Raw genomic sequence first — 26,174 nt, 5'->3', positions numbered from 1 at the left:
GCCGGTCTTTAGCTACTTCGGATAGGCCGTTTTCATGCAAAACGGCCTTTTTTGTGGGCGTTTGGAAAGTGACTGATCCGGAAGATTCGTTGAATGTTCCCCCGCTTTCGCGAGCAAGCCCGCTCCCACAGTGGATTTGTGTACGACACAGATCAAATGTGGGAGCGGGCCTGCTCGCGATTGCGGTAGATCAGACGCTGCGTTAAGCCGACTTGGCCAAAATCAACCCGGTTTCACTCGCCGCTTCCAACCGGATCGCCACAAACTTCGATGTCGGTGTATGGCTGCCATCCCCGATGCTCTCCAGCGGCACCAGCGGATTCACTTCCGGGTAATAAGCCGCCGCTTGCCCGGCAGGGATATCAAACGCCAGCAGCGTAAAGCCCTTCACCCGACGCTCACGTCCATCATCCCAGATTGAAACGATGTCAGCCTTCTGCCCCGGCTTGAACCCCAGGCGAATGATATCGGCTTCGTTGGCGAACAACACATCACGCTGACCTTTCACGCCGCGATAGCGGTCATCAAGCCCATAAATCGTGGTGTTGTACTGATCGTGAGAGCGCATCGACTGCATGATCAGGTCCGGCAATACGCCGGTGGCGCGAGTGCGTTCGTGCACCAGGTCTTTGGGCAGGACGTTCGGACGGAAATTGGCGCGCCCCGACGCGGTATTCCAGCGGCGAGCACCGGCGCTGTTGCCGAGGTAGAACCCGCCCGGGTTCTGGATCTTTTCGTTGAAGTCCTTGAAACCCGCAATGGTGTCGGCGATCAGGTCGCGGATGCGCCGGTAATCGGCCACCAGCCAGTTCCAGTCCACCGGTTCGCTGCCCAGGGTTGCGGCGGCGATGCCGGCGATGATCGCTGGCTCCGAGCGCATCTGCTTCGACAGCGGCTGCAGCTGGCCGTTGGAGGCGTGAACCATGCTGAACGAGTCTTCGACGGTCACCGCTTGCGGGCCTTCGGTCTGGATGTCGATGTCGGTGCGGCCCAGGCACGGCAGGATCAGCGCCTCTTTACCGTGTGCCAGATGGCTGCGGTTGAGCTTGGTACTGATTTGCACGGTCAGGTCGCAGTTGCTCAGGGCCTGGAAAGTCCGTGAGCTGTCCGGAGTGGCTTGGGCGAAGTTGCCGCCCAGACCGATAAAGACTTTCGCGCGGCCATCGGCCATGGCATGGATCGCCTCGACCACGTTGTGACCGTTTTCACGCGGCACCTTGAACTTGAAGCGACGCTCCAGGGAATCGAGGAACGCCACCGGCGGACGCTCGTTGATGCCCATGGTCCGGTCGCCCTGCACGTTACTGTGGCCGCGCACCGGGCACAGACCGGCGCCGGGACGGCCGATGTTGCCCCGCAGCAACATCAGGTTGGCGATTTCCTGAATGGTTGCCACCGAATGGCGATGCTGTGTGATGCCCATCGCCCAGCACATGATCACGTTTTTGCCTTTGGCATACATCCGCGCCGCTTGCTCGATTTCAACCAGCGTCAGTCCGGATTGATGGACGATCTGCTCCCACGAGGTGTCGTCGACGATGCCCAGGTATTCCAGCACGTTGACACTGTGTTCATTGAGGAAGTCGTGGTCGAATACGGCAGGCTCACCCGCCTTCTGTGCGTCACGCTCCCACTGCAGCAGGAACTTGGCCATGCCGCGCATGATCGCCATGTCACCGCCCAATGCCGGACGGAAGTACGCGGTGTTGGTCGGCTTGTCGCTGTTGGTGAGCATTTCGATCGCGTGTTGCGGGTGCTGGAAGCGTTCCAGGCCTCGCTCCTTCAACGGGTTGATGCACACCACCTGAGCGCCGCGTTTCACCGCTTCGCGCAGCGGTTCGAGCATCCGTGGGTGGTTGGTGCCAGGGTTCTGACCCCAGACAAAAATCGCGTCGGCGTGTTCGAAGTCGTCGAAGGTGACGGTGCCTTTGCCGACGCCGACACTTTGCGCCATGGCCACACCGCTGGCCTCGTGGCACATGTTCGAGCAATCGGGGAAGTTATTGGTGCCGTAGGCACGCACGAACAATTGATACAGGTACGCCGCTTCGTTGCTGGCGCGGCCCGAGGTGTAGAACTCGGCCTGATCCGGGCTCGACAGACCCTGCAAATGTTTGGCGATCAAGGAGAACGCAGCGTCCCAGCTGATCGGCTTGTAGCGATCGGTTTCGGCGTCATAGCTTAATGGCTCGGTCAGACGGCCCTGATATTCCAGCCAGTAGTCACTTTGTTCCAGCAACGAACTGACGCTGTGTTTGGCAAAGAACGCACCGTCGACACGGCGTTTGGTCGCTTCCCAGTTCACTGCTTTGGCGCCGTTCTCGCAGAACGCCACCATGCCGGCTTCATTGGAATCGCCCCAGGCACAACCGGGGCAGTCGAACCCGCCGTTTTTGTTGGTTTTGAGCATCATGCGCAGGTTTTTCAGCGCGTTGTCGCTGGTCAACCAGGCCCGGGCAACGCTGGCCAACGCGCCCCAGCCACCGGCTGGACCTTTGTAGGGCTTATAACGCGGAACGGGTTTCTGGTCGGCTTGTTGGTGTTGACTCACGCTGGGTTCTCCGTCGCGGGGCTGTAGACCCGCGGCGCATTTTTCTGCGGCAGGTGGATGAGATTGAGGTTGTGGCGACGGGCCCATTGCACGGCAAGGCCCGTGGGCGACGACAGGCTGACCAGGGTCTGGATACCTGCGCGCAACACTTTCTGGATCAGTTCGAGACTGCAACGGCTGGTGACAATCACCAGCCCGCCGGTGGTCGGGATCTTCTGACGGATCAGTCCACCAATCAGCTTATCGAGGGCGTTGTGTCGGCCGATGTCTTCGCGACCCAGCAGCAATTGGCCCTGACTGTTCATGAATACGGCTGCGTGCACCGCGCCGGAGTACTGGCCAAGAGGCTGGAACGCACCGATGCGCTGACGCAAGCCATCAAGCCATTCGGCGGGCGGCAAGGGGGCGCCGGGCAACACCTTGAGATCAGGCAATGCCTGCTCCACCGCTTCCACGCCGCAGAGTCCGCAACCGCTGGTGCCAGCCATTTGCCGACGCTGTTGCTTGAGGTTCCAGAAGGCGCGGTTGGCGATGGTCACTTGCGCGTATTGCGCTGAACCCGAGCCGCTGAGTTGCAGGTCATAAATGTCGCAAGCGTCTTCGATGATGCCGCTGCCGAGGCTGAAGCCGACGATGAAGTCTTCAAGGTCCGTCGGCGTGACCAACATGACCGCCTGACTGATGCCGTTATAAGCGATCGCCAACGCGACTTCTTCGGCCAGCGCGGTGCTGGCCGATTCGGTGTCTTGAAGGTCGCAGTAACTGTACGTCTGGCTTGCGGCGGGCGCTGGCGTTTCGAGGGCTGGCGCCGCGCAGGCAGGGCGCTTGGCGTTCATGAGGTATCACCGACGGTTTAGGCTGCTTTAAGCCTAGGCGCGTCAACTTGTCGCGTCTAATCGCTATTACTGATCTACCGATAGATGACGTCGATCAAGAGCTCGGCAGCGATTGCTGAAGAATCGCGAAACAGGCTTCCGCGAGCGCCGAACGCGGGGCGCTGCGACGCATGATCAGCCCCAGCCGGGCGAGGGTTTGAGCATTTTCGATGGGGTGCAGGCGCAAATGATCGGTGAGTTTTTCCAGGCCACCGTCCAGCGGCATCACGGCGCAGCAGAATCCACCGTGCACCGCTTGTAACAATTGGTGGACGGCATCGGTTTGCAGCAACGGCTGCGGGGTGAGGCCGCGACTGTGGAAGTTGTGGTCGATGGACTGCCGAAAATGCATGCCGCTGGTGAGCATGCCCAGCGGCAGTTCGATCAGCGATTCCCAACTCAGCGGCGCCTCGCCGAAACTGAAGAAGCGCTGATCGTAGAGCAGGCCCATGCGGGTTTCGCTGAATGCCAGGGAATCGAAGCGTTCGCCGTCCAGTCGCTCCAGGTACGACACGCCCAGATCCAGGCGATTGTTTGCCAGTTGTTCCAGGATTTGTTCAGAACTCAGGGCCGAGAGCTCGAAGCGCAGGTTCGGGTGTTCGGCGTGCAAGCGTTGCATCAACGGCAGTGGATCGAAGCTCGACAGCGGCACCACGCCCAGACGCAACGTACCGACCAGATTGCCGCGACAGGCCGCCGCCTCGGCCTGCAAGCCGTCGTAGGCCGCCAACACGGTGCGCGCCCACGCCAGCACCCGTTCACCCGGTGCGGTGAAACCCTCGAAGCGCTGACCGCGATTGACCAGCGGCAACTCGAGTTCTTCTTCGAGGCTGCGCAGGCGCATGGACAGGGTCGGCTGGGTGATGTGACAACGCGCAGCGGCCTGGCCGAAATGCCGGGTTTCGTCGAGGGCGATGAGGAATTTAAGTTGCTTGATGTCCATCTTCGCTCCAGGGCGCGGGAAGGTTCGGATTCTAGCGCTTGGGGGGAAGCGGCGTCATTGGTCGGGTTGGAACCGCAAGTGACAGCCTTGGTCTAGGCTTTTGCGTCTGGAACCCAAAACCCAAGGAGAGTGCACCATGAGCATTTTTAGCTTTGTGAAAGAAGCAGGCGAAAAACTTATCGATCTGCTGACGCCAGGCAACGCCAATGCCAGCGAGCAATTGAAGGAACACATCAGCAAGGTCGGCCTGGGTAACCCGAATGTGCAGGCGACGGTGGATGGCGACAAAGTCACCGTGACCGGCGAAGTCGGCAGTCAGGAAGAGAAGGAAAAAATCCTGCTGGCGGTGGGCAATATTGCCGGTGTCGGTAGTGTGGATGACCAGATCACCGTGACGGGCCCGGTTGCTCAGGCGGCGCGGTTCGTCACTGTGAAAAAGGGCGACACCCTCAGCGCGATTGCCAAGGCTGAGTACGGCGACGCCAACAAGTACAACAAAATCTTCGAGGCCAACAAGCCGATGCTGTCTCACCCGGACAAGATCTATCCGGGGCAGTCGTTGCGTATTCCTGAGTAAGCCTCAAGGCCGTGTGATGGCCATCGCGGGCAAGCCTTGCTCCTACAGGATGTATGCAAAATTCGCGTACGACACACACCCGTAGGAGCAAGGCTTGCCCGCGATGCAGGCGACGCGGTCTCAGAGCCCGGCAATGAGCTCCCGATAATCCCCCACCGCCGCAAACTCGGCCGTGTCCTTCGGCCCTTTACGGCTATCCGGCTCACTCACGGCCAACAAATGCGCCACCCCAAAATCCCGCGCGCTGCGCAGGATCGGCAATGTGTCGTCGATAAACAGACTGCGCGCCGGATCGAAACCGATGTCCGCCTGCAAGGCATCCCAGAATTGCGGGTTTTCCTTGGCAAAACCGTAATCATGCGAGCTGATCAACCGCTCGAAGTACGGCGCCAGTTCGATTCTTTCCAGCTTCAATGACAACGAATCGCGGTGTGCATTGGTAATCAGCACCACGCGCTTGCCCGCCTGTTTGATGGCGGCCAGAAAGGTGTCCGCATCCGGACGCAGGGCAATCAAATGCGCGGTTTCCAGTTTCAGTTCACGCACCGACAGCTTGAGCTCGGCGCTCCAGAAATCCAGGCAATACCAATGCAACTGGCCGGCGTTGCGTTCGAACAACGGCTGCAATTCCATCTCGGCCATGGCCCGGCTCACCCCGTGCAATTCGGCGTAACGCTGGGGCAGGTGTTCCATCCAGAAATGGTTGTCGTAGTGCAGGTCCAGCAGCGTGCCGTCCATATCCAGCAGAACGGTGTCGATGTCGCGCCAGGGCAGCAGGGACATAAAAACTTCTCCAGCGGTAAAAAAGATATCCGACGTAAACAATCAGGATAGGCCGGGTATAGTAACGCGTTCACGCCAAGGAGCTTTTCATGCGCCAGAAACCCACCATCCTCGCCCGCGAGATCGTCGCCACCAGCCGTTTGTTCTGCGTCGAAGAGCTGAAGTTGCGCTTTTCCAATGGCGTGGAGCGCACGTATGAGCGACTGGTGGGCAAGGGCGCCGGTTATGGCGCGGTGATGATCGTGGCGATGCTGGATGCGGACCACGCGGTGCTGGTTGAAGAATATTGCGGCGGCACCGATGAATACGAGCTGTCCTTGCCTAAAGGCTTGATCGAGCCGGGCGAGGACGTGCTGGCGGCGGCCGAGCGGGAGCTCAAGGAAGAGGCCGGGTACGGCGCGCGGCAACTGGAGCATTTGACTGAGTTGTCGTTGTCGCCCGGTTACATGAGCCAGAAGATCCAGGTGGTGTTGGCCACTGATCTGTACGAAGAAAGCCTTGAAGGCGATGAGCCGGAGCCGATGGGCGTGGACAAAATCAACCTGCGTGAGTTGTCGGCCCTGGCCCAGAACCCGCGATTCACTGAGGGCCGTGCATTGGCAGCACTGTACCTGGCCCGTGATCTACTGACTCAGCGTGGAGCGTTCCAGCCATGATTTTCCCCCATCCGTTGATGGCGCCTGTTGTTGAACTGGCGCTGAAGGCTGGCGAAGCGATTCTACCGTTCTGGCGCATCGGTACGGCTGTAACCGCCAAGGCTGACGATTCCCCGGTGACGGCGGCGGACCTGGCTGCTCATCATCTGATTCTGGCCGGGCTGACGGCGCTGGACCCGAGCATCCCGGTGCTGTCCGAAGAAGACGCCAACATTCCCCAGAGCGTGCGCGCCGGGTGGCAGCGTTGGTGGCTGGTGGACCCGCTGGACGGAACCAAGGAGTTCATCTCCGGTAGCGAAGAATTTACCGTTAACATCGCGCTGATCGAGCAGGGGCGAGTGGTGTTTGGCGTGGTATCGATGCCGACCAACGGGCGCTTCTACGTCGGTGGGGCGGGTCTGGGCGCGTGGCGTGGCGATAAAGACACGGCGCCTTTACCGATTCAGGTTCGCGAGGTTCCTGCTGAAGGTGAAGCGTTTACCGTGGTTGCCAGTCGTCGGCATTCCAGTCCTGAGCAGGAGCGCCTGCTGGCCGGGTTGAGCGACAGTCTGGGTGAACTGCAATTGGCTAACATCGGCAGTTCGTTGAAGTTCTGTTTGTTGGCGGAAGGGGCGGCGGATTGTTATCCGCGGTTGGCGCCGACTTCGCAGTGGGACACGGCGGCGGCGCAAGGCGTGCTGGAAGGGGCTGGCGGTGAGGTGCTGGATTTGAGCGGTGCGCCGTTCAGTTATCCGGCGCGGGAGTCGTTGCTGAATGAGTTTTTCCTGGCGCTGCCGGCGAAGGCTGCGTGGCGGGAAAAGTTGTTGGCTTTGGCTCGGGGTTGAAGATCAAAAGATCGCAGCCTCGTTTCACTCGACAGCTCCTACAAGGGGCGGCGCGTTTCTCTGTAGGAGCTGTCGAGTGAAACGAGGCTGCGATCTTTTGCTTTAGCGGTGGAGTACGTACTGCCCGGTAAACTTCACCGCATCATCATCACTGTCGGCATTGACGATCCGCGAATGCAACGTCAACCGTGCCCGTCCATACCGCCGATACATCGCCAAAAACTTCTTCCAAACCGCCGCACTCGGCGCATGGCAAATCGCTGTCGCGTCCATGGTCACCGGCAGCGGATAGCTGATCTGTCCTTCCTGAATCACGATGTGCCCGCCTTCAACCCCTTCTTCACGCAAACGCAAATGCAACCAGCCCCAACCGGCCAGCACCGCGCCGCAATACAGGCTGCCGCCAAACATCGTGCTTTTGTGATTAACGTTGGCCTCCAGCGGCAAGTGCAGGCGCAGTTGCTGGTCGTGCCAATCGAGCACTTTGAGGCCCATATCTCGCGTCAGCGGAATATCGCGATGGAGGACTGATTCCAGATGACGGCTGTCGCGGCTCATGCACGGATCTCTTGTTTGAAGATGATGATTTGACGGTAGCTCAATCGGGTTCGTCGGTGTGGCTGGTGCCACCGTCGGCGAAGTTCAGCCCGTGTTTGCGCAGTTTGTCGTGCAAGGTCTTGCGTGGGATGCCAAGGGCTTCGGCGAGGCTGCGCACCGAGCTGTGAGAACGCGCCAGTTCGGCGGCGATCAAGCTCTTCTCGAAATTTTCCACTTGTTCGCTGAGACCGCCGCTGACCACGTCGACCGTCATGCCGACAGCGCCATCCGCCGCGTTATTGTCCAGGGCCAGTTCCAGGCCCAGGGCAAAGCGTTCGGCGGCGTTCTGCAGTTCCCGCACGTTGCCCGGCCAGGTGTGGCGCAGCAGCAGGGCGCGTTGTCCCGGTTGCAACTCGTGGGGTGGCAGACCGTGACGAGCACTCGCTTCATCGGCGAAATACTGAAACAACATCAGCACATCTTCGCCGCGCTCACGCAGCGGCGGAATGCGCAGCGGTGCGACGTTCAGGCGGTAATACAAGTCGGCACGGAAGCGGCCCTGATCGGCGGATTGACGCAGGTCCTCCTTGGTCGCGGCAATGATGCGGATGTCCAACGGGATCAGCTGATTACCGCCCAAGCGCTCGACGACCCGCTCTTGCAGCAAACGCAGCAATTTCACCTGCACATCCAGGCTCATGCTTTCGATTTCATCGAGGAACAACGTGCCGCCATTGGCGAATTCGAACTTGCCGATGCGCCGCTTTTGCGCGCCGGTAAAGGCGCCTGGCTCGTGACCGAACAGCTCGCTTTCTACTACCGACTCGGCGAGGGCGCCGGCATTGATCGCCACGAACGGACCGTTACGACGGCTCGACAGATCGTGCAATGCACGTGCGACAACTTCTTTACCGGCACCGGTTTCGCCAAGGATCAGCACATCGGCTTTGGTCGCCGCCAATGCACCAATCTGCTCGCGCAGGCGCAGCATCGGCGCCGATTGCCCGACCAGTCGGGCGCTCAGTTCATTGCGATCGCTCAGGGCCAGACGCAGGCTGCGGTTGTCCAGCACCAGCCGGCGCAGGGCCAGGGCGCGGCGCACGCTGTCGAGCAGGGCGTCGCTGGCAAAGGGTTTTTCCAGAAAGTCATAAGCCCCGGCGCGCATGGCTTGTACGGCCAGCGGCACATCGCCGTGACCGGTAATCAGCAGCACCGGCAGTTCCGGGTCCTGGGCATGCAGTTCAGTCAGCAATTCGAGACCGTCCATGCCCGGCATGCGGATGTCACTGACCACCACGCCGGGCCAGTCGCGTTCCAGTTGCGCGGCCAGGCCTTTGGCTTCAGCGAGCGGCAGGATTTTCAGGCCAGCGAGGTCCAGGGTCTGGCTCAGGGCCTGACGCAGGTGCGGATCGTCGTCGATCAGCACGACCTGGATGCGGTTGTCGATGGTCATGCACTTCGGTCCTCGGACGGTTGCAGGCTCACACCCGGCGCGCCTGCACGCAGCTTCAGGGTAATCAGGGCGCCACCTTCCTTGTGGTTGGAGAACGACAGTTCACCACCGAAAGCGCGCATCAGGGTTTCGCAAATCGCCAGCCCTAACCCAAGCCCCTGAGTGCGGGTCTTGGTGGTGTAGAAGGGCTCGCTGGCGCGGCCAAGTGCCTCCAGGCAGAACCCGGGGCCATTGTCGCGAATGTACAGATTGACGCCGTCGGCAGTGGATTGGGCACTCAACCAGAGCTTACGCGGCGGGCCTTTTTCCGTCAGGGCGTCCAAGGCGTTGGCCAGCAGATTGCCGAGCACCTGACGCAGACGGGTTTCCCCGGCCTCGACCCACAGGGTGGCGGCCGGCAAGTCGCGGATCAGCTCGACTTCCATGCTGCGTCGACGCTTGGCCAGCAGCGCCAGCGCATCGTCCAGCGCCGGTTGGAGGGCGACGCTTTCCGGGGCGTGGCGATCGCGCCGGGCGAAGGCGCGCAGGTGGGCGATGATCGACGCCATGCGCCCGGTCAGTTCGCTGATCAACTTGAGGTTGCCGCGCGCATCGTCGGTGCGCTGATGATCGAGCAGCACCTCGGCGTTTTCTGCGTAGCTGCGGATCGCCGCCAGCGGTTGATTCAATTCGTGGCTGATGCTCGCCGACATGGTGCCAAGGGCCGACAGTTTACCGGCCTGCACCAGATCATCCTGAGCACGAACCAGCTCTTGCTGGGCCTGTTCGCGTTCCAGTACTTCCTGTTTCAGTCGACGGTTCAGGCCTTCGAGGTCGCTGGTCCGCTCGGCTACCCGGCCTTCCAGCTCGCGACGGGCCTTGGCTTCGAAGGCGATTCGATCAAGGTAATGACGGCGGCGCTGCATCATCAGCCCCAGCAGCAACATCAACACCAACAACGTCGCGCCGCCGATGGCGACGACCGTGCGTACCGGGCGATCGATCAAAGTGCGTGGGGCGAGGATGCTGACGTTCCAACCGGTTTCTGCGATGGACTGGGTTTGTGTCAGCCAGGCGTTGGGGTTGAGCCGCAATGGTTTGGGATCACGGGTCGGATAAGGTTGAATCGCAGTAATAGCCTTGCTTTCTTCTTCGCCCAACGGGCGGGTCGAGCGGAATCGCCACTCGGGCCGCGACGTGAGAATGACCACGCCGTTATGGTCGGTCAGCAGCAGTTGTTCCGGGGTTTTGCCCCAAAGGCTTTCGGTGTGGTCCAGGTCAACCTTGACCACCAGCACGCCGATGATCTTTTCGCCGTTACGCACGGCGGCGGCGAAGAAATAGCCGCGCTTGGCCGATGTCGTGCCCAAACCGAAAAAACGCCCAAGCCGCCCGGCCATGGCTTCGCTGAAATACGGCCGGAAGGAAAAATTACGCCCGACGAAACTGTCGTGTTTGTCCCAGTTGGACGCGGCCAGGGTCTTGCCCGTGGTGTCCATCAGGTACATGACTTCGGCGCCGGTCTGGGCGCTGATATTTTTCAACAAGCGATTGGCGTTGCCTTGGGTGACGCCATCGTCGGGCGCGCCGAGGACGGCTCGCAGGGCCGGCAGATCGCCGAGGATCTGCGGCAACACTTCATAGCGGTGCAGGGTGCCCAGCAGGTTGGCGACATAAAGATCGAGGGTCTGACGGTTCTGCCCGGCCAGTTCGCTGCGGTAGTAGCGCTCGGCCAGATGCTCCAGCGGCCACAGTAATGGCGCCAGGCACAGCGCGAGCAGGGCCAGGCTGCGCCAGCGGGGTCTGCGGGGGAGGGTCGGAGTCATGAGCATCGAGCGCCTGTGGGTACAGGCGCATTATGCCTAGGCTTGCGGGCGCAGTCTGCGCGCCGTGGGTCAGGCACGCTTGCGCGGTGATGATTCAGACGGTGTTTCAGGAAAAGACTTCAGCATCCTTGAAGAACGCAGCGGCTTGATCTTTGCCGGACAGTTGTGGCGCTTCGTCCAGTTGCCAATCAATGGCCAGGTCCGGGTCGTCCCAGCGAATGCTGCGCTCGGCGGACGGGGTGTAGTAGTCGGTGGTTTTGTAGAGGAATTCGGCGAACTCGCTCAGCACCACGAAACCGTGGGCGAAACCCTCCGGGACCCAGAGTTGGCGATGGTTCTCGGCGGACAGACGCACAGCCACCCATTTGCCGAAATGGGGCGAGCTGCGGCGAATATCCACGACCACGTCGAGTACTTCACCGGCGGTGACCCGAACCAGTTTGCCTTGAGTGTTTTCCAGCTGGTAATGCAGACCGCGCAATACGCCTTTTTGCGAGCGGGAATGATTGTCTTGAACGAAATTCGTCTCCAGGCCAGTCGCTTCTTTGAAAGCCTTGGCATTGAAGCTTTCATAGAAGAAACCGCGCTCGTCACCAAATACCTTGGGTTCGATGATCAGAACACCGGGCAGGTCGGTGGTGACTACATTCATGGTGTTTCTCCAGCGATAGACGTTGATGGCGCATATTCTTACGTAAAGTGGCAAACAGTGCGACTGCTAGTTAAAGACAGTAGTTGCCCGGTTTCGTTCGTCAACTATGGAAGGGGGTTGCGTATCGTTTGAAGCAGTGGCGATATAAGCGCCTAATAAAATCTCAGGGGTCGTTGTATGCCACTCGCCACGTTGATTCATCGCGCCAGTTTGCCCAGCCCGCAAGTGTCTGCGGAGCAAGCGCTTGAGCTGTTGAAGGGACATTACGGCCTGAGTGGAAGGTTGCAGGCCCTCGGCAGCCAGCAGGATCTTAACTATCGGGTCGACAGCGACCAGGGGCGTTTTGTCCTGAAAATCTGCCGTGGTGATTACTCGGCGCAGGAGCTGCACGCCCAGCACGCCGGACTCAAGCATTTGGGTGAACACCCCGATGTGCATGTGCCGCGAGTGATTCCCGCCAAAAACGGTACAGACCTTCTCTCTCTGGAAGTCGGCGGCCAACCGGTGCATGTGCGCCTGCTCGATTACATCGAAGGCCAGTCGCTCACACACCTGGATCATCTGCCCGGTTCAGTGGTGGCCGGTTTTGGTCGACTCTGCGGTGAAATGGACCTGGCGCTGGCCGGTTTCGACCATCCGGGCCTTGAGCGCACTCTTCAATGGGACGCCCGCCACGCCAACGCGTTGATCGCACATTTGCTGCCGGTCATCAACGACGACCAGCAACGCCGACTGATTGCCGATGCGGCTGAACAGGCCGAGCGTCATTTGCAGCCGCTTGTGGATAAGCTGCCGGTACAGGCCATTCACATGGATATCACCGACGACAACGTGGTGTGGCAGCGAGATTCGCAACGCCAGTGGCAATTGCAGGGTGTGATCGATTTCGGCGACCTGGTTCGTACCTGGCGCATCACTGATCTGTCGGTGACCTGCGCGGCGCTGCTGCACCACGCTGATGGCGATCCGTTCTACATTTTGCCGGCGGTTCAGGCCTATCACGCTGTCAATCCGCTCACGCATGAAGAGCTACTGGCGCTCTGGCCGCTGATCGTAGCCCGTGCGGCGGTATTGGTGCTTAGCGGCGAACAGCAGGTCAGCATCGATCCGGGCAACGAATACAGCCGCGACAACCTCACCCACGAGTGGGAGATTTTCCGCGTTGCCACATCGGTGCCGTTGGCGTTGATGGAAGCGGCGATCCTGACCGCCGTCGGCCAGAAACTGCCGGGCATCGGCAGCGAAGGCTTTGCGCCGCTGCTGCCGAGCCTGGTGGGGCGTGAGTTTGCGTTGATCGATTTGGGCGTGCTCAGCCCGCATTTTGAAGCCGGCAACTGGGAGCAGGAGGGGATCGATCAGCGGCTGCTGACCGAAGCTGCCGTGGCTCACGGTCTGGCGGCCAGTCGTTATGGGCAATATCGCTTGTCCCGCACTCGCCCGGACAGCGCTACTGAGCCGGAAACTTGCCCATTGCACGTCGAATTGCGAGTGCCCCACGGCACAGCGGTCGAATCACCGTTTGCCGGGGTGGTGCATCAGCCAGCGGCGGGTGTGCTGCAACTGGACGGCCCGCAACTGAGTGTTCGCCTGTGGGGCGTGACGCCGTCGCTGCACACGGGCGCAGCGCTGGTCAAAGGTCAGGTGCTGGGTTCCGTCAACGGGCCGTTGATCGTGCAGTTGTGCCGCGACGCTTCGTTCACGGCGCCGTTGTTTTGTACGCCGTCCCGCGCGGCTGCCTGGCAAGCGTTGTGCCCGTCACCGGCGGTGCTGCTGGGACTGGCCTGTGACGCTGAAGAAGAACTCGATTCGCAGACGTTGCTGGCGCGCCGTGACGCCAGTTTCGCCCGTACCCAGAAACACTATTACGTCGACCCGCCGCGTATCGAACGTGGCTGGCGCAATCATTTGATCGACATGCAAGGCCGTTCCTACCTCGACATGCTCAACAACGTTGCGGTGCTTGGCCACGGTCATCCGCGCATGGCCGCTGTCGCCAGCCGTCAGTGGTCGCTGCTCAATACCAACTCGCGTTTTAACTACGCAGCGATTGCCGAGTTCTCTGAACGTTTGCTGAAACTGTCGCCGGACTCCATGGACCGGGTATTTCTGGTCAACAGTGGCAGCGAAGCCAATGACCTGGCAATCCGCCTGGCATGGGCCTACAGCGGTGGCCGCGACATGCTCAGCGTGCTCGAGGCCTATCACGGCTGGACAGTGGGCGCGGACGCGGTCTCGACCTCGATTGCCGACAACCCGAAGGCTTTGAGCAGCCGTCCGGACTGGGTGCATCCGGTCACCGCGCCGAACACTTATCGCGGCGAATTCCGTGGACCGGATAGCGCGCCGGACTACGTGCGCAGCGTCGAACACAACCTGGCGAAAATTGCCGAGCAGAAGCGTCAACTGGCCGGTTTCATCTGCGAACCGGTGTACGGCAATGCTGGCGGTATCTCGCTGCCGCCGGGGTATTTGAAACAGGTTTATGCGCTGGTTCGTGCCCAGGGCGGCATTTGTATCGCCGATGAAGTGCAGGTCGGTTACGGCCGGATGGGCAATTTTTTCTGGGGTTTCGAAGAGCAAGGCGTGGTGCCGGACATCATCACCATGGCCAAAGGCATGGGCAACGGCCAGCCGTTGGGCGCGGTGATCACCCGTCGGGAAATCGCCGAAGCGCTGGAGGCCGAGGGTTACTTCTTCTCGTCGGCCGGTGGCAGCCCGGTCAGTTGCCAGATCGGCATGGCAGTGCTGGATGTGATGGAGGAAGAAAAACTCTGGGAAAACGCTCAGGTCGTGGGCGGGTATTTCAAGGAACGGCTTGAAGCGCTGATCGATATCCATCCGCTGGTGGGCGCGGTGCATGGCTCCGGCTTCTATCTGGGCGTCGAGTTGATCCGCAATCGCGAAACCCTGGAACCGGCGACCGAAGAAACCGCGGCGCTGTGTGATCGATTGCGCGAGTTGGGGATCTTCATGCAGCCAACTGGCGATTACCTGAACGTCCTCAAGATCAAACCGCCGATGGTGACCTCGCGTCAGAGCGTGGATTTCTTCGTGGACATGCTGTCGAAGGTTCTCGCAGAGGGCCTGTAAACACACGTCCCTGTGGGGGTGAGCCTGCTCGCGATTGGGCAGGATCAGTCGACATCCATGTTGAATGTTCGACTGCAATCGCGAGCGGGCTCACTCCCACATTGGTACGGTGTTAATTCGATAGATATCGGCTTTTTAGCAAAAAAATATGACAAAAGGTTTGTTGGTGACTTCTAAAGCCGATTTTTATCGGCTATAAAGTCACCTCTGCCCCGGTGTGGCCTCACCACGCCCGGTGCTTCCCATTTCTGTCATTGGTCGATACCACCTTCGACCCTCAAGCAATTGCCCCGGAGATGATTCATGAGCCGTATCGTTACCGTCGCCGCCACCCAGATGGCCTGTTCCTGGGACCTTGAAGCCAACATCGAGACCGCTGAGCGGCTGGTCCGTGAGGCCGCGGCGCAAGGCGCGCAGATCATCCTGATCCAGGAACTGTTCGAGGCTCCGTACTTTTGCCAGAAGCCGAACCCGGATTACCTGCAGCTGGCCACGACCGTTGAAGACAACGTCGCCATCAAGCACTTCCAGAAAGTCGCCAAAGAGCTGCAAGTGGTTCTGCCGATCAGCTTCTACGAACTGGCGGGCCGCGCGCGTTTCAACAGCATCGCGATCATCGATGCCGACGGCAGCAACCTCGGGATTTATCGTAAAAGCCATATCCCGGACGGCCCTGGCTACCATGAAAAGTACTACTTCAATCCGGGCGATACCGGCTTCAAAGTCTGGAACACCCGTTACGCGAAAATCGGCGTGGGCATCTGCTGGGACCAGTGGTTCCCGGAATGCGCCCGCAGCATGGCGTTGCTTGGTGCGGAAATTCTGTTCTACCCGACCGCGATCGGCAGCGAGCCACACGACAAGACTATTTCGTCTCGCGATCATTGGCAGCGCGTGCAACAAGGCCATGCCGGCGCGAACCTGATGCCGCTGATCGCCAGCAACCGCATCGGCAACGAAGAGCAGGACGGCTACGACATTACGTTCTACGGCTCGTCGTTCATCGCCAACCAGTTCGGCGAGAAGGTTCAAGAACTCAACGAAACCGAAGAAGGCGTACTGGTTCAGAGCTTCGACCTGGACGAACTGGAACACATCCGCAGCGCCTGGGGCTCGTTCCGTGATCGTCGCCCGAACCTGTATGGCACACTGAAAACCCTCGACGGTTCCCTGGAGTCCTGATTGTCATGACCACTTTGCACAGCACGCCGCGCGCCGACGGCTTTTACATGCCCGCCGAATGGGCGCCGCAAACCCAGACCTGGATGATCTGGCCCGAGCGCCCGGACAACTGGCGTCTGGGTGGCAAACCGGCGCAAGCCGCGCACGTCGCGGTGGCCAAAGCCATTGCGCGTTTCGAACCGGTAACCGTAGCGGTTTCCGCCGGCCAATACGAAAACGCCCGTGCCCGTCTGGACGTGCCGAATATTCGTGTGGTGGAAATGTCCAGCGACGACGCCTGGGTTCGCGACACGGGTCCGACGTTTGTCATCAATAACGGTGGCGAAGTCCGTGGTGTGAACTGGGACTTCAACTCGTGGGGCGGTTTCGACGGGGGGCTGTACTCGCCGTGGAATCGCGATTCCCAGGTCGGCGGCAAGATCCTCGAGATCGAGCGCAGCCAGCGCTACCGCACCGAGGGCTTTGTGCTTGAAGGCGGTTCGATCCACGTCGACGGCGAAGGCACGTTGATCACTACCGAAGAATGCCTGCTCAACCGCAATCGCAATCCGCACATGAACCGTGCAGAGATCGAAGCGGTGCTCAGCGCCAATCTGGCTGTGGATAAAATCATCTGGCTGCCGGACGGTTTGTTCAACGACGAAACCGACGGCCATGTGGATAACTTCTGCTGCTACGTGCGTCCGGGCGAAGTGTTGCTGGCCTGGACCGATGACCCGCAGGACCCGAACTACCCGCGCTGCCAGGCGGCAATGAAAGTGCTGGAAAGCAGCACCGACGCCAAGGGTCGCCCATTCACGGTGCACAAGATGCCGATTCCGGGGCCGCTGTATGCGACCGAAGAAGAGTGCGCCGGTGTTGATCCGGTGGACGGGACTCAGGAACGTAATCCGACCGTGCGTCTGGCGGGTTCCTACGTGAACTTTCTGATCGTGAACGGCGGCATCATCGCGCCGAGCTTTGACGATCCGTTGGATGGCCCGGCAAAAGAGATTTTGCAGGCACTGTTCCCGCAGCACGAAGTGGTGATGGTGCCCGGCCGCGAACTGTTACTGGGGGGCGGTAACATCCACTGCCTTACCCAACAACAGCCAGCACCGCACAAAGAGTGAGTGCAGTTGTAACAGCTTGAGTTGATTGCAGAATCGATTCGGCAACCATTTTCCCTTCCCGTTTTGTAGAAAGCCCGCAGCCCTAAAGGACTGCGGGCTTTTTTGTATCCACTTGTCGACAGTTGCGAAACCTTGGCACAGCTCTTGTATCGCTCAGGGTGTAACAGGGAGGGGGAGAACTGCGATGTTCTGTCATAAACCTTGGATAAGTTAGCCGCTCACAATCCAGGAGAGAGCGCGGAAATGAACGCCGAAATGAATGTGGTGACCGAGCGGGCGTTGCATCCCCTGGCAGTAAACAGCGAATCGCTCCAGGTCCTGGCGCACTGGTTGAAGTCCAATGGAACGCGTCAGATCAGAGAACCTGATCCGCGCCGGACGATGATCGAACGCTACCCCGCTGGTTTATTCAGCGAAGCGGAGCTGGAAGCGTTGTGGGATGTGATGGAAGGATAAGAAGAAAAAACAAAGGATTGATAAAAGCGCTGCCGGGATGGCGGCGCTTTTTTATGGGCGAAGGTTTTGTGTGCATGGAGATTAATTGTGGGAGCGAGCCTGCTCGCGAAGGCGGTCTAACAGTCAACATTGATGTTGGATGTGTCGGCCTCTTCGCGAGCAGGCTCGCTCCCACAGGTTATCGGTATGAACACAATATTTGTGTGTCCACACCGGTTCGTGGTGTTTAGAAGCTGTAGGTTCCGGTCACGACCACGCTGCGCGGTTCACCCGGCTGAATCTGCGCTGCACTGGTGGCCGACGAGTAATAGGTCTTGTCGCTGATGTTGTTCAGCGCCGTGCGCAAATCCCAATCCTTCTGCCGGAACCCGGCCAATGCATCCCAACGGCCATAACCTGGCAGGACAGTGGTGTTGAGGTTGTCGGCGTAGCGCTGGCCCACCAGGGTCAGACCGGTTTCGGCGTACCAGCCCATTTCCGGTTTCCAGGTCAGGAACAGGCTGCCGTTGTGCTTGGCCACGTTGCTGATGCGTTTGCCTTCAAAGCCGTTGTTGTCCTTTTCGACCGTCGCGTCCTGCACACCCACGCCACCGCGCACGTACCAGTTGCCCGCGAATTTGCCGGTGCCAGTCAGCTCGATCCCGCGGGAACGTTGCAGGCCGGTCATCAAGGTGACGGTCGGATTGTCGGGGTCGCTGGTACGGCGGTTGTAGAGTTCCAGTTCGTAGATCGCCAACGTGGTGCTCAGGCGATCATCGAGCCAGTCGCTCTTCACGCCGATTTCCTTTTGCTTGGTCAGCTCGGGGCTCAGGTCGTTGCTGTTGCCGGCGGCGCCTGGGGTGATACCGATCAAACCACCGCCGACCGGGGAAAAAGTCTTGGTCCAGGAGGCGTAGAAGGAATGATTCTGCAGCGGCGTCCACACCAGTCCTACACGCGGGCTGGTGCTATGGCTGTCACGATTTTCGGAAATGTCCCGCAGCTTGTTGGTCGACTCGATGTCGAAGGTGTCGTAACGCAAACCCGCCAGCAGTTGCCATTGATCGTTCAAACGCAGTTGATCCTGCACGTACACTGCACGGCTTTCGACTTCGGTGTGAGAGCTGCTGGACACTTGCATCCGTCCGGTGTGGCGCAAATTGCGGTCGGGGTTGTACAGGTCGAGCGCCGGCACCGGCTGAGTCCCGCGTCCGGTGGCCGCGTTGTACAACGTCGGATCGCGCCGCTGGCTGCCGATTTCGATGCCGGTCAGCAAACGATGCTCAAGGCCGAACGTGTCGAAACCGCCTTCCAGCTCGACGTTGTTGTAGACGTTGCGGGTGGTCAGGTCCTGTTGCCAGTGCTGGCGCGTGACCTTGTTGGTCGCCGGGGTGTAACCGGTCAGGTAGGTGTTGTCGAAGTCGCTGTTGAGCTTGAACACGCCCAGGGTGTGGCGCAGCTGCCAGTTATCGCTGAGCTCATAACTGAGTTTCGAGCGCAGGGATTGCGACTTGTCGTCGATGAAATCGTGCTCGCTGCCGTAGGTCGTATCCCGTCCTACGTCGGCCGGGCGTCCGTTTACACCGGGGATGCCGCGATCCGGCGTACGGTTGTAGCGGCTGTATTCGTACTGCACCAGCCAGTTCAAGTCCGGGGTCAGTTGCCAGCTCATCGACGGTGCGAACAGTTGGCGATTGCCGCTCACGCCATCGCGGAAGCTGTTTTGATCCATGTTGCCCATGTTCAGGCGCAGGCTGATGTTCTCGCTCGGGTCGGTGCCGAGGTCGGCGTAGAGGCTGCGCAAATCATCGCTGCCGCCCTGGGCCTCGAGGGTCGAGCGGCGACCGAATTCAGGCAACTTGCTGACCCGATTGACGATCCCGCCCTGACTACCACGGCCATACAAAACAGCGGCCGGGCCTTTGAGGACTTCGATGCGTTCGATGTTGTGCAAATCGCGCACGTATTGGCTGTCGTCACGGATGCCGTCAAGGTAGAAGTCGTTGCTGGCGTCGAAACCGCGGATGCGCAGGCTGTCGAAGCGAGTGTCGGCGCCGCTGCTGACGTTGGGGATGCCGCTCAGCGCGGTGCCAAGATCGTTGGTGCCGTAATCCACGACGTTTGCGGTTTTGATCGAGTCGATGGCTTGTGGAACGTAGCGCACCGGCGTGGCGGTGCGGGTCGCGGTGCTGGTTTCTTTCACGCGCGGGTCATCGGCTTCAGCTTCGGCGCTGATCGACGTCTCGGGTAAAACAGTGGTGGCGGCGCAGGCAAAACCGGCAGAGAGAAATGCAGAAAGCCCAAGGGTGACGGGCGTGAGGCGAAAGGGGGCAGGCATCTGAAGCGCATCCGAAAGGGTGGAGTAATCCGAGGGTGCGAATGGTAATGCTTGCTATTTACTTCCGTTAATTATTCTTGAAAGCTCCCGCTGTTTGATTATTTCTAATTGTGTCGAGATAGCTACAGTGAGGCCGTGAGGCCATTCGACCGATTCATGAAACAGACTGAAAGCCATTCCAGCGTTTTTCAGAAACGGGCGGAGGACTAATCTGCCGGCATCTCGTTTTCCTACGCCTTTGCCGGAGTCTTCCCATGATCCTTCACTACATTTACGACCCGTTATGCGGCTGGTGCTATGGCGCAAAACCGCTGGTGCAAGCCGCTCAGGCGGTGTTGTCAGTGATCGCCCACGGTGGCGGCATGATGACTGGCGCCAACCGCCAGACCGTCTCGCCACAACTGCGCAACTACGTGATGCCCCACGACCGTCGCATTGCCGAGTACACCGGCCAGCCGTTCGGCGAGGCGTATTTCGAAGGATTGCTGCGCGATGAGACAGCGGTGTTCGATTCCGCACCACCGATTGCCGCGGTGCTGGCAGCCGAGCAGATCGCCGGCCGAGGACTGGAGTTGCTGGGGCGTTTGCAGAGTGCTCACTACGAGGAAGGTCAACGCATTGCCGATGAAGCGGTGTTGTTAGAACTCGCGAAAGACATCGGTCTGGAATCTCAAGCGTTCCAGGCTGCTTTCAAAGAAGCTGAAACCGATCGCCACATCAAGGACAGTCGAGCATTGCTGGCCGAAGTCGGCGGTCAGGGTTTCCCGACGTTCGTCCTTGAGCGCAACGGCCAATTTACCCTGATCGATATCGGCCCGTGGCTCGGCAAGCCGCAAGCCTTCGCGGCATGGCTGAGTCAGTCGCTTCCCGCACAAGGGGCCTCATCGGCGCTTCAAGCCTGTGGCCTCGACGGCTGCGCCCATTGACGCGCGACAAGTGTTTTCTTAGACGTTTTTCGCCTATTTACAGACGATTCATGAAATTGACACATCGTTAAGGGCGCGGCTAGGATTCGCCCCACGCCTGTGGCTAACCGCCACGACTCATAAAATAACTAAAAGGCCCGCCACGATTTCTTCGTGCGCGGGCCTTTTTGTTTGGGGTGAAAAAAGAGCGCGATAGTGCCGTTTCAGCCGTTCGACACAGCGCGTATCAACCGATCATAAGGAAAAGAACAAAATGTTGAACAAGCGAATCAGCCTGATCGCTCTGGGGATGTTGAGTGCTACACAGGTCATGGCTAACGACCAGGCCGAATCCAAGGGTTTTGTTGAAGACAGCAGCCTCAAAGTGCTGCTGCGCAATGCCTACATCAATCGCGACAAAAAAGACGGCAACGACGACCAGCGTGAATGGGGTCAGGCTGCCATCGGCACCTACACCTCGGGCTTCACCCAAGGTACCGTCGGCGTAGGCGTTGATGCCTTCGGTCTGTACGCCTTGCGTCTGGACCGTGGTAGCCACAGTGGCGGCCAAGGCATCGACTTCTTCAAGGAAGGCGACAGCGGTAACCCGGCCGGCGACCTGGCCAAAGCCGGCGGCGCGGTAAAATTCCGCGTATCCAGCACTGTCCTGACCTACGGCGACCAGATGCCAGTCCTGCCGGTGTTGAGCTACGACAACGGGCGTCTGCTGCCGGAAAGCTACACCGGCACGCTGATCACCTCCAAGGAGATCAAAGGCCTGGAGCTGAACGCCGGTCGCTTCACCGCCGAATCGCGCAAAAGCGCTGAAGGCCATGACAGCGGCGGCTTGAAGTCGATCAACGTGTTGGGCGGTAGTTACCAGTTCACCGAACAGTTCAAGGCTGCGCTGTACGCCTCCGACGTCGAAGACGTGTTGAAGAAGCAATACGTGAACGCCAACTACGTGTTCCCGATCGACAAGGATCAGTCCCTGACCCTGGACTTCAACGGCTACCGCACCAAACTGGACGATTCCTACGTTCGCGAAAGCGGTGCGACCGGCGACGACAACAAAATCTGGAGCCTGGCCGCCACATTCGCCACCGGCGCGCACTCGTTCACGCTCGCCCACCAGCGCAGCACCGGCGACAGCAACCTGGGCTATGCCTACGGCGGCTACCAGAAGGATCAAGGTCGCGTCGGCGACGGCGGCAACACCATCTACCTGGCGAACTCCTACTGGTCCGACTTCAACGCCGAAGACGAACGCAGCTGGCAGCTGGGCTACGGCCTGGACTTCAGCACCTTCGGTGTTCCAGGCCTGAGCTACAACTTCGCCTACGTGCGCGGCGACAACATCACCACCTCCACCAGCGAAGGCGGCACCGAGCGCGAAATCTTCAACCAGTTCAAGTACGTCGTGCAAAGCGGCCCGGCCAAAGACCTGAGCGTGAAACTGCGCAGCTCGATCCTGCGTGTCTCGCAGAAATCGAGTGAGTACAACTCCAGCGGTAATGAAGTGCGTGTGTTCGTGGATTACCCGATCAACATTTTCTGATGATCGGTTGCGCTATCGAGGCCTGATGCAAGGCTGAGAAAGGAGAAGCCCCGGCTGGTTCGGGGCTTTTTTGTGGGCGCAGAAGAGCTCTGGCTTGCGCCACCGGGCGAGCCTGGATTTTCCATCGCGTGGAAACCGTGATCGTCGAAAAGCCTTAGATAATCCGTAAGCGAACAAAAAATTAAAGTATGTTCGGAACTGTACTACTCTGAAGGCACATCCCTTTGCCCGAAGGAGTCCATCCAATGGCCACTTCATCCCCCGTCCGCACAGCTCCCCAAGAGCTCAACACCCCGGAAGCCGGCCGCGTGGCGCTCAAGTTCTTCTTCAACCTGATGGAGCGTTGGGGCTGCACCGCCGAAGAACAGCGCACGCTACTCGGCAAAGTCGGCAACACCACCTTCTATAAATACAAACACCTGCCGCCTAATGTGCGTCTCCCTCACGACACTCTGGAGCGCATCTCCTACCTGATGGGCATCCATAAAGCCCTGAGCATCATCTTCAGCAATAACCGCGACCGCGCCTACAAATGGGTCAGCAGTCCGAACACCGCCGCCCCGTTCAATGGTCAATCCGCGTTGAGCTATATGCTCGCCGGCCGGGTGGTGGACATCGCTGACGTGCGTCGCTACCTCGATGGCGTCCGCGGCTGATGGCCCCGCAAGTCGTGCTCCCCGAGTGGAACCGTGCTTACCGGATGATCAACAGCGCGTTTCCCCCGATCACCCTGTTTGAGGACGTGCTCGACCCCGAAGACCTGCAAACCGCCTACGCCCTGGAAGCCCTGACCAACGACCGGTTGGTGCAAGAAGCCGGCGTGCTCTCCCGCGTGCTCCCCGAAGACCGAATCTCCGGCCCCGGCTCATCACCGGTCATGGCCGCGTTCACCCACATCGGCAAAACCAGCCGCTTCACCGACGGCACCTACGGCGTCTACTACGCCGCCAGCAGCCAGGCCGCCGCCATCGCTGAAACGAGCTATCACCAGGAACGCTTCCTCGCCGCAACCAACGAGCCCGACATCGAGTTGACCCTGCGCACCTACGTCAACAAAGTCGTCAAACCGATGCACGACGTTCGCCAACACTACCCCGAACTGCACAACCCGGATCCTGACGCTTACGGGCCGTCACAAGCCTTCGCCCGGCAACTGCGTGAAACCTTGTCGTGGGGGCTGCTTTACAACAGCGTCCGGTTGGCTGGGCATGAATGTGTTGCTGCTTTTCGTCCGCCGGCCGTGTCTATTCCGAAGCAGGGCAAGCACATTCGATATGTGTGGAGTGCGAGCAGTCGCAAGATTTCGTTCGTGTTTGAGGTCAGCGAGGTGTGAGCCGGAAACTAAAAAGCCCCGATTGATTAGGGAAATTCCAAACGAGGTCATGTCGCGAAAATTCAATTTCCGTAACACGTGTCGCCAACATGTCGTCCGCGGCGACACGTTTCTCAGACGTGTCGCAAAAAGTGAAAAATTGCGACACGTTATGGCCTCATGTCTACACTGGCGACATGAGTAAAGCCTCTCTCTGCTCAAAAAAACATACAAGATGATCAGGATCGCATTCATGACCGAACCGTTGCTGCCATGGCAGGCTGACAGGCCATACAACCAACTGCTGCTGCTACCACCAGGAATCGAGCTGGAAACACGTGCCGTCCTCAAAAAATGTATTAAGGCACGTACCGCGTTGGCCGAGTTGAAACAGGCCGCAGAGTTGATTCCGAATCAGACGGTCCTGATCAATACAATTCCGTTGCTGGAAGCAAAAGACAGTTCGGAAATAGAAAGCATCGTCACCACCACGGACTTATTGTTCCAGCATGCTCAAGACACTGAAAACCATGCGGATCCGGCGACCAAGGAAGCGTTACGTTATCGAACAGCACTGAATCAAGGCTTTCAATCCCTGACGGAGCGGCCGCTGTCCACCAACACTGCTGTAGAAATTTGCCGCACGCTAAAAGGCGTGAAGTTGGACATCCGCCGCACGCCAGGCACACAGCTCGCGAATGACCGTACCGGCGAAGTCATCTACACCCCGCCCGAGGGTGAGGATCACTTGCGTAACCTTCTCGCCAACTGGGAACGCTTTCTGCACAACGAAACCGATCTCGATCCCCTCGTTCGTATGGCAGTCGGGCATTATCAATTTGAGGCAATCCATCCATTTATCGATGGTAACGGCCGCACCGGACGGGTCATAAATACTTTGTTTTTGATTCAGGAAGGCCTGTTGAACCTACCTATCCTCTATCTCAGCCGCTACATCATTGCCTACCGAGCCGACTACTACCGACACTTACTGGAAGTCACGACTAAACAGGCTTGGGAACCATGGTTGTTGTTCATGCTAAGCGCTGTAGAAGAAACCGCTCGCTGGACGACGGCAAAGATTGCAGCCATTCGTGCATTGTCCGAACACACCACTCAGTTTGTTCGTGAACAACTGCCGAAGACCTATACGCGTGAACTGGTCGATGTCATTTTTGAGCAGCCCTACTGTCGTATCAGCAACGTCGTCGAGAAGAAAATTGCTCAGCGCCAGGCTGCGTCTCGTCACCTGAAAGAGCTGGTGATGATTGGAGTTTTGGAAGAGGTTCAGGTGGGTAAGGAGAAGCTTTTTATTCATCCGAAACTGATGCAATTACTCATTCGCGACAGCAACGAATTCAAGCATTACGCAGGTTAATGTGTGTGAGTCGAAACGCAAAAAGCCCCGATTGATCGGGGCTTTTTCTTGTGTGCGATTTGTTTATGACACGACGTTACTGGCTTTGTTGTTACCCGGTGCATCGAGCACCTTCGCTACGTCATCGATGATCGCCTTACTCATATCCTGCAAAAAATGCGACGCCCAGGCATGCCGGTCGGTGTCACGAACCATGGCGGCGTCAGATGCGAGAAGTTTGGCGATGTGGAGCCGGTCGGAGGCGTGTGAGAGGGCCTGGATGACCGGAACACCGGCGTTGATGCGGAACAGCGGTTGGTTGGCGTGGTAGGAGAAAGGGGTGAGGCCGATGGTTTTCAGGTCTTGGGGGTTGGTCATTGGGCACCTCCGGTTTTTGGGCGGTGGTGGGCGTGACCCGGTGTAGCGGTAGCGAAAATTTTGAATAGATTGCGGGCATGCATAAGGAGAACTCCGGTTGGTTTCTGCATCGAATTCGAGTTCTCAGGCCCGGTCACTGAATTGGCAGTGACGGGTTGAAGGTAGCTGGAGGGGGGAGGATGCGCAATCGTGGCTAGGTGGTGGCGTGGTTTGAAGGTTTTTTGACTTTTATGGCTGGGCAATAATTATGGGCAGCCATAATTTTCATACATCAGAAGGGGCTGAGTCCTACTGCAAAATCGCACAACGTCTAGCAGGCGTTAGCTTGTGAAATGACGATCTGAGGCAAAGCCCCGGCATCGTTGGACGGCAAGGTAAAAGCCGTTCGAAAGCCGAGTTTATCCAGCATGTCCATCATTGCATCGATCGTAAATTTCTCGATCTTGCCAGTGGTGAGTTCTGAGACGCGTGATTGGGTCACGTTCAATCTGGCAGCAGCCTCACTTTGTTTGAGGCCCAAGGTTTTGATGTAGTCAGTGATGAAGAGCGATAGCTCCATCTTCAACGCTTTTTTGCTAGCGACTTCGCTGTCATGCGTGGCATGAAATGGGCTGTCGAAAAATTGAACTGCCATCAACGTCTCCCTCCTTTGAGTTATCTAAAATTTGCGATACGTGCAGGCTAGTCGATTGATCGTTTTTTATGCAAACGTATTGTGCCTGCGAGACAAAACTCATTACACCACGTAACTAATGATGTTCCCGCCCCCACCTTTATCCCCTCCAGCCAACCCCATACATTGAACTCCAACGCCGACCCATTCATTCCGAAGGGAAGGTCACTGGAGATTC

At 59.0% G+C, this 26,174-nt stretch carries 23 protein-coding genes; 12 read left to right on the top strand and 11 right to left on the bottom strand.

Going from position 1 to position 26,174, the window contains the following annotated elements; translation table 11 throughout:
- Nucleotides 1-202: 202 nt before the first annotated feature.
- The 3 genes from PMI27_RS27445 to PMI27_RS27455 form a co-directional block, all read right to left on the bottom strand.
- Nucleotides 203-2,551, bottom strand: a complete 2,349-nt coding sequence (locus PMI27_RS27445) for an FdhF/YdeP family oxidoreductase (RefSeq protein ID WP_008149322.1) — start codon at nt 2,549-2,551, stop codon at nt 203-205.
- Entirely contained in the window at nt 2,548-3,387 is an 840-nt protein-coding gene (fdhD, locus tag PMI27_RS27450) for a formate dehydrogenase accessory sulfurtransferase FdhD (RefSeq protein WP_008149325.1), read from the bottom strand. Before fdhD ends, PMI27_RS27445 begins: the two co-directional genes overlap by 4 nt.
- Before the next feature lie 94 nt (nt 3,388-3,481).
- Complete coding sequence (locus tag PMI27_RS27455; protein WP_008149327.1) at nt 3,482-4,369, bottom strand: LysR family transcriptional regulator; 888 nt, start codon at nt 4,367-4,369, stop codon at nt 3,482-3,484.
- Between the two features lie 136 nt (nt 4,370-4,505).
- Between PMI27_RS27455 and lysM the strand changes: the two genes are divergently transcribed.
- On the top strand, nt 4,506-4,946 hold the full coding sequence (gene lysM / locus PMI27_RS27460) for a peptidoglycan-binding protein LysM (RefSeq protein ID WP_008149329.1): 441 nt from the start codon (nt 4,506-4,508) through the stop codon (nt 4,944-4,946).
- Between the two features lie 120 nt (nt 4,947-5,066).
- Here lysM and yrfG read toward each other — a convergent pair whose 3' ends face one another.
- Nucleotides 5,067-5,729: a GMP/IMP nucleotidase gene (gene yrfG / locus PMI27_RS27465; RefSeq protein WP_008149332.1), complete on the bottom strand. Its 663-nt coding sequence runs from the start codon at nt 5,727-5,729 to the stop codon at nt 5,067-5,069.
- An 89-nt stretch (nt 5,730-5,818) separates the two neighbouring features.
- Here yrfG and nudE point away from each other — a divergent pair, with 89 nt between their 5' ends.
- Both nudE and cysQ read left to right on the top strand, forming a co-directional pair.
- Nucleotides 5,819-6,385 carry an ADP compounds hydrolase NudE gene (nudE, locus tag PMI27_RS27470; RefSeq protein ID WP_008149334.1) on the top strand — a complete coding sequence of 189 codons (567 nt, stop codon included), beginning with the start codon at nt 5,819-5,821 and terminating at the stop codon, nt 6,383-6,385.
- Nucleotides 6,382-7,209 (top strand): 3'(2'),5'-bisphosphate nucleotidase CysQ, encoded by an 828-nt coding sequence (gene cysQ / locus PMI27_RS27475; protein WP_008149335.1) that lies wholly within the window; start codon nt 6,382-6,384, stop codon nt 7,207-7,209. The genes nudE and cysQ overlap by 4 nt, the downstream gene beginning before the upstream one ends.
- A gap of 102 nt (nt 7,210-7,311) precedes the next feature.
- Here the strand turns inward: cysQ and PMI27_RS27480 are convergent, their stop codons facing one another.
- The 4 genes from PMI27_RS27480 to rfbC all read right to left on the bottom strand — a co-directional run bounded on the left by PMI27_RS27480 (nt 7,312) and on the right by rfbC (nt 11,656).
- Entirely contained in the window at nt 7,312-7,767 is a 456-nt protein-coding gene (locus PMI27_RS27480; RefSeq protein WP_008149338.1) for a YiiD C-terminal domain-containing protein, read from the bottom strand.
- Between the two features lie 40 nt (nt 7,768-7,807).
- Nucleotides 7,808-9,199 carry a sigma-54-dependent transcriptional regulator gene (locus PMI27_RS27485; RefSeq protein WP_008149340.1) on the bottom strand — a complete coding sequence of 464 codons (1,392 nt, stop codon included), beginning with the start codon at nt 9,197-9,199 and terminating at the stop codon, nt 7,808-7,810.
- Nucleotides 9,196-11,004 carry a sensor histidine kinase gene (locus PMI27_RS27490; protein WP_033052977.1) on the bottom strand — a complete coding sequence of 603 codons (1,809 nt, stop codon included), beginning with the start codon at nt 11,002-11,004 and terminating at the stop codon, nt 9,196-9,198. Before PMI27_RS27490 ends, PMI27_RS27485 begins: the two co-directional genes overlap by 4 nt.
- Before the next feature lie 106 nt (nt 11,005-11,110).
- Entirely contained in the window at nt 11,111-11,656 is a 546-nt protein-coding gene (rfbC, locus tag PMI27_RS27495; protein WP_008149343.1) for a dTDP-4-dehydrorhamnose 3,5-epimerase, read from the bottom strand.
- Nucleotides 11,657-11,833: 177 nt separating this feature from the next.
- Here rfbC and PMI27_RS27500 point away from each other — a divergent pair, with 177 nt between their 5' ends.
- The 4 genes from PMI27_RS27500 (at nt 11,834) to PMI27_RS27515 (ending at nt 17,496) form a co-directional block, all read left to right on the top strand.
- Nucleotides 11,834-14,746 carry an aminotransferase gene (locus PMI27_RS27500; protein ID WP_008149345.1) on the top strand — a complete coding sequence of 971 codons (2,913 nt, stop codon included), beginning with the start codon at nt 11,834-11,836 and terminating at the stop codon, nt 14,744-14,746.
- A 303-nt stretch (nt 14,747-15,049) separates the two neighbouring features.
- The gene (gene aguB, locus PMI27_RS27505; protein ID WP_008149347.1) at nt 15,050-15,928 is read left to right on the top strand and encodes an N-carbamoylputrescine amidase; all 879 of its coding nucleotides are present in this window, start codon (nt 15,050-15,052) and stop codon (nt 15,926-15,928) included.
- A gap of 5 nt (nt 15,929-15,933) precedes the next feature.
- Nucleotides 15,934-17,040 (top strand): agmatine deiminase, encoded by a 1,107-nt coding sequence (gene aguA / locus PMI27_RS27510; RefSeq protein WP_008149349.1) that lies wholly within the window; start codon nt 15,934-15,936, stop codon nt 17,038-17,040.
- A 243-nt stretch (nt 17,041-17,283) separates the two neighbouring features.
- Nucleotides 17,284-17,496 carry a hypothetical protein gene (locus tag PMI27_RS27515; protein ID WP_008149352.1) on the top strand — a complete coding sequence of 71 codons (213 nt, stop codon included), beginning with the start codon at nt 17,284-17,286 and terminating at the stop codon, nt 17,494-17,496.
- Nucleotides 17,497-17,722: 226 nt separating this feature from the next.
- On the opposite strand, the gene PMI27_RS27520 is transcribed toward PMI27_RS27515, so the two are convergent.
- On the bottom strand, nt 17,723-19,813 hold the full coding sequence (locus PMI27_RS27520; RefSeq protein WP_008149354.1) for a TonB-dependent receptor: 2,091 nt from the start codon (nt 19,811-19,813) through the stop codon (nt 17,723-17,725).
- A 254-nt stretch (nt 19,814-20,067) separates the two neighbouring features.
- On the opposite strand from PMI27_RS27520, the gene PMI27_RS27525 reads away from it, so the two are divergent.
- The 5 genes from PMI27_RS27525 to fic all read left to right on the top strand — a co-directional run bounded on the left by PMI27_RS27525 (nt 20,068) and on the right by fic (nt 24,966).
- On the top strand, nt 20,068-20,739 hold the full coding sequence (locus tag PMI27_RS27525) for a DsbA family protein (protein WP_008149357.1): 672 nt from the start codon (nt 20,068-20,070) through the stop codon (nt 20,737-20,739).
- Nucleotides 20,740-20,992: 253 nt separating this feature from the next.
- Nucleotides 20,993-22,276, top strand: a complete 1,284-nt coding sequence (locus PMI27_RS27530; RefSeq protein WP_008149359.1) for an OprD family porin — start codon at nt 20,993-20,995, stop codon at nt 22,274-22,276.
- Nucleotides 22,277-22,521: 245 nt separating this feature from the next.
- Nucleotides 22,522-22,932, top strand: a complete 411-nt coding sequence (locus PMI27_RS27535) for an MbcA/ParS/Xre antitoxin family protein (protein ID WP_008149361.1) — start codon at nt 22,522-22,524, stop codon at nt 22,930-22,932.
- Complete coding sequence (locus tag PMI27_RS27540) at nt 22,932-23,609, top strand: RES family NAD+ phosphorylase (RefSeq protein WP_008149362.1); 678 nt, start codon at nt 22,932-22,934, stop codon at nt 23,607-23,609. Before PMI27_RS27535 ends, PMI27_RS27540 begins: the two co-directional genes overlap by 1 nt.
- Nucleotides 23,610-23,841: 232 nt before the next feature.
- Nucleotides 23,842-24,966, top strand: coding sequence for a protein adenylyltransferase Fic (fic, locus tag PMI27_RS27545; RefSeq protein WP_008149363.1), 1,125 nt, complete (start codon nt 23,842-23,844; stop codon nt 24,964-24,966).
- 63 nt (nt 24,967-25,029) lie between these two features.
- On the opposite strand, the gene PMI27_RS27550 is transcribed toward fic, so the two are convergent.
- Nucleotides 25,030-25,323 carry a DUF3077 domain-containing protein gene (locus PMI27_RS27550; protein WP_008149364.1) on the bottom strand — a complete coding sequence of 98 codons (294 nt, stop codon included), beginning with the start codon at nt 25,321-25,323 and terminating at the stop codon, nt 25,030-25,032.
- Nucleotides 25,324-25,633: 310 nt separating this feature from the next.
- A complete protein-coding gene (locus PMI27_RS27555) occupies nt 25,634-25,957 on the bottom strand; it encodes a helix-turn-helix domain-containing protein (protein ID WP_008149365.1) in 324 nt (107 codons plus the stop codon).
- Between the last annotated feature and the right edge of the window lie 217 nt (nt 25,958-26,174).

This window comes from Pseudomonas sp. GM41(2012) (genome assembly GCF_000282315.2).
Taxonomy (GTDB): Bacteria; Pseudomonadota; Gammaproteobacteria; order Pseudomonadales; family Pseudomonadaceae; genus Aquipseudomonas.
Note: the sequence above shows the minus strand (reverse complement) of the source record. Positions and strands in the feature narration are given on the sequence as shown.